Below are 3,801 nucleotides of genomic sequence, written 5' to 3' on the forward strand. Positions count from 1 at the left end.
GGCTTTGCAGTGGCACAACTGGGTCGTCTGCACTCACATAAATAGTGCCATCTTCGCCAATGTTGTCATAGCCTGCCCAACGCGTATCAAGTGCTACAGCTTCAAACGCATAATCCCACAGTACATTCGTGGGGTCGGTGTTGTTATAGAGACTTAACGTCACAAAATCTTCAACATCTAGCGCTGCAATATGATCAAGGCGTTCAAAACGTACTTGACCTGATTCGCCAATGGTGGCTTTGATTTCATCAGCCCCAAGTGAAAACACCAGCTCTTGGCCTTCGCCTAAAAACGCTAGCGCGTCGCTGTTTGATGCCAATAAATCGTACATCATGGTAACCATGTCGTCGCTTGAGCCAATTAATGGGCGCTCTTTGGGGTAAAGCGATATCACATTATCATCGGCTGTTTGGCGCAGGATATCCTTTACTTTTAGCTCGTATGTACTGAACTGATACTCTGGGCGATAAACATAATGGTAAACAGGCTCTGGCTTTGCCAAGTCACCTGCTTCACCCGACTCAACCGCTTTTTTATATTTAAAATTTAAATCTGTCGTTAACTCTTCATTAAACACAGGCACTTTAAATGGAACATAGTACTTTGGACGGTGTGCCAGTGGCCCATCACCTGCGCCTATTTCTTCAAAGCTTGGCGATTCTGAAATGGGTTCACCACTTACATTTACGTAAAAGTGTTCATTAGTTGACGCGCCACCTGGCAAATTAATTTGGACAATATTGCGCCCAGGTTTTATCGCAAAGTTTGCAAGCTCTCCGCCAACGGTTACTAAACTATTGTTACCGGCTACTTTTGCTAAACGCCCTGTATAACCAAAGTCAGCTAACCCTGCTGGTAAAGGGGTACCATCATTATCAAACCACTCAGTTGTCAGCACTAGCATTGAATCACTTGATAATGCTGAGCCTTCATAACTAATCAAGTTTTTTTGCTGACCTGTTTTTATTGAATTTTTATTTGGCTCAAAAATGCGCTCTGCTGTTATTTTTAAGTTAGGTGGATACATTTCAGTAATATCAGCAAAGTCATATAGTTCTTGCACAGAGGCATTTTGACGAGCGATATCGGAAAAAGACCGTAGCTTAGACCCTATATAACCCGTTTTTCGGTTAATTAGTATAATTCTAAGCATTTCATTTGGCTTTAAGTGGTCTGCCTCACGGCGATGCAACTCAGGGTTCATATGAGATTGACTTTGATACAGATTAAACCCTTCCTCTCCCCTATATTCTCGGAAGACATAATTAGACAATACTTGCGGACCACGCATGTGGAACTGATAAGAGAATTTGTTATTTATAACGTCATAAGTATCAAAAAAGCCTAAATAGTCTCGCATGTCTCTGCCTTTTCGCTGGGTCAGCAGCATGCCTGTTGACTCCCGAAATATAAACATGTCAGTGTCGCGCAAATCATCTTCGCTTAAACTTTCTAGCAACCCTTGCGGTTGTAAATCAGTAACAATATCAACAACGCGCATTAAGTCTGGTTGTTGTATTTCAGCTTTGTCATCATCACAGTTAGCTGATGGCTTCACTTCATTTGATGATAAGTAAACACCATAATATTTAGAATCATCAACACTCTCTTTGCAAACAAACTCCCCTTCATTATTTATATTTCCATAAAGAATATATTCTGCAAGGTCATCTCCATCAAAATAAAACACTGGTTTTTCATTAGCTTTTATTTCAGGCTCTCGGTAGGTGTATTTTGTTTCAGACCCAATTGGCACGGCTTTGTTTTGAAACGGGTCATAGATCTCTGCTTGACCACCAAGAATATTGGTATCAACAAAAAAGTTGTACTGATGGATAGATGGCTTCGAGATAGATGCTTGAAGACCCACAAGATACGCTTTAAACATAGCGTCTACTATATTTGACACTGATATTGCATCATAACCGATACAAGCGTCATATCCTGGAAGCACTTGATAATCAAAACCTGCCATTTTCGCTTTCGGGTTGAAGTTAGCGTAAAAATAATTCATGTATGCTGGCGTATTGTATTCAAAAAAGAACAGGGGGCATGGCACTAACCCATATGTACTTAACCACCTCCCGTCTTCGCCAGCGACCGCCATCCCACCATATGGCGCCATCACCTCAACAAACGCCTCTTTAAACGGCGCGTAGGCTTTCTTATTTTTTAGGTCTAGTAATGTTGAAGGGTTCTCACCATCGCCTTCATAAAAAGCCGATTTAAACGCAAAATTATATTCTGATTGGGCAATGAGTTGGCCAGAGCGATTTAATAAAAGCGATCTTGTATTACCATTGGTGGGGCCAACAGAATTTAAGTCGAAACGTGCTCTCAATAAAATAATATGTTGCTTTGCCGAAACCAAAGTCTTAGGTTCTAAAAAAACAACGCTTTTAATGGATTCACTTACGCTAAACTTATCAACATTATTTTTTAAACCAGTTTTTAAAGTAGCGCTCTCATATTGCTCCCTAGACATAATCACTAAGCGGTCACCATATTCACTTTTTAGTTGTGATAGTGCTTCGAGGGATGCGTTAACTGTATGAGCTGAAAGCGCGTAGCTTCCTAAGTTGCTAGCATAGGGGTATTCTGCCCCAACAATTTTACCATTTTCGTTGTATTGTGCCCAAACTGGTAAATCGTTTTCTAAGACAAGGCCACGCGCTAAAACATAACCACTTCTTGCTCGATATATATCAAATGCAGTGTAAGCATACGCGGGAACCACCTCAAATATGAAAATGCAAGGTAACAGCAGCCAAAATAGTATTTGCTTAAATCGAGAGAATTTATTCAACAACATTTTTAATCCTTTAAACCTTTTAAGCCGCTAACCATGAAAAGTTAACTTTATTATTTTTATTCACTATCAAAAGCCATACACTCATATCGAAAGGCTGAGTATCACTGTTTAAATCGTTTAAATATTCGATTTAGTATTTAACTAGCACCAGCATTAAAACGTTTTTCTTAACCATTCTAACAATGGGAGCTACTACTCATGCTAAACGAAAAATTTACACTAGGTGTTAAGTCCACTTAAGCTCGTTCAAATTCCCGAACACATTATTTCCATGTTTTCTTTGGCACTTTTTAGCCAATGTTTTTCTTCTGATTTCGTCATCATGCGTTTTTGCCCTGTCGCAACGTTGTAACCTAAAATCCCTTCACGTTTATAACGTTCATATTTTTCTTTGTAACGGTTACAGCGTGCTATGTCTTTTGCTTTTTCTTCAGAACTAACTTTTGGCGTATTTACGCGATTTACATTACTTTTGCTACCGCTAGAAAAATGTTTGTGTATATTAGGGTGAGACTTAGAGCCTGCCGCCAATTTGGCTGCTATTTTTATTTCTTTATGTGCATACTGCGCAGGAGGAATATCACTGAAATGGGTTTTTCCCTCTGCATCCGTCCATTGATAAATTTTCGCTACGCTAGTGAAAGAGACCATTAGTGCCAACGCAAAAACCAGCAATAACGTAAATGTGTTCATATTTGCTTCCTTTCTAAATATGAGGGTATATCAAATTTGTTTCTATTTATGCGTAGTTAGATTAACTATCCAAATAATCCCAAAACGCATCGGTTCAATCACCTTAATTCTGGGTACTAGATAAACTTCTATAACTTAGTTTTCATCGACTCTGACTCCATTGATTCAGTTTAGATAAACATAATCATCATTAGCGTTAATGAGAAATGCTGTTGTACCAAAAACAAAGGGCAAATAATCGCAATTATAAAAAGGTTGAACCATAAGCTCTGAGTATTTTGCGTAGTCTCCAGGTT

General features: G+C 39.1%; 2 protein-coding genes. Both read right to left on the reverse strand.

Annotated features, from left to right (window positions below):
* On the reverse strand, positions 1-2,812 hold a 2,812-nt coding region (locus tag ACHSBP_RS00020), incomplete at its 3' end, for a hypothetical protein (RefSeq protein WP_395387879.1).
* A 246-nt stretch (positions 2,813-3,058) separates the two neighbouring features.
* Positions 3,059-3,505, reverse strand: a complete 447-nt coding sequence (locus tag ACHSBP_RS00025; RefSeq protein WP_395387880.1) for a DUF4124 domain-containing protein — start codon at positions 3,503-3,505, stop codon at positions 3,059-3,061.
* Positions 3,506-3,801: the final 296 nt, after the last annotated feature.

The sequence above is a fragment of the Pseudoalteromonas sp. XMcav1-K genome, assembly GCF_044005875.1.
Lineage (GTDB): Bacteria > Pseudomonadota > Gammaproteobacteria > Enterobacterales > Alteromonadaceae > Pseudoalteromonas > Pseudoalteromonas spongiae.

What these genes read in the sequence shown, in the direction of transcription:
- ACHSBP_RS00025 (WP_395387880.1), bottom strand. Translation starts at nt 3,505, where the DNA reads ATGAACACATTTACGTTATTGCTGGTTTTTGCGTTGGCACTAATGGTC.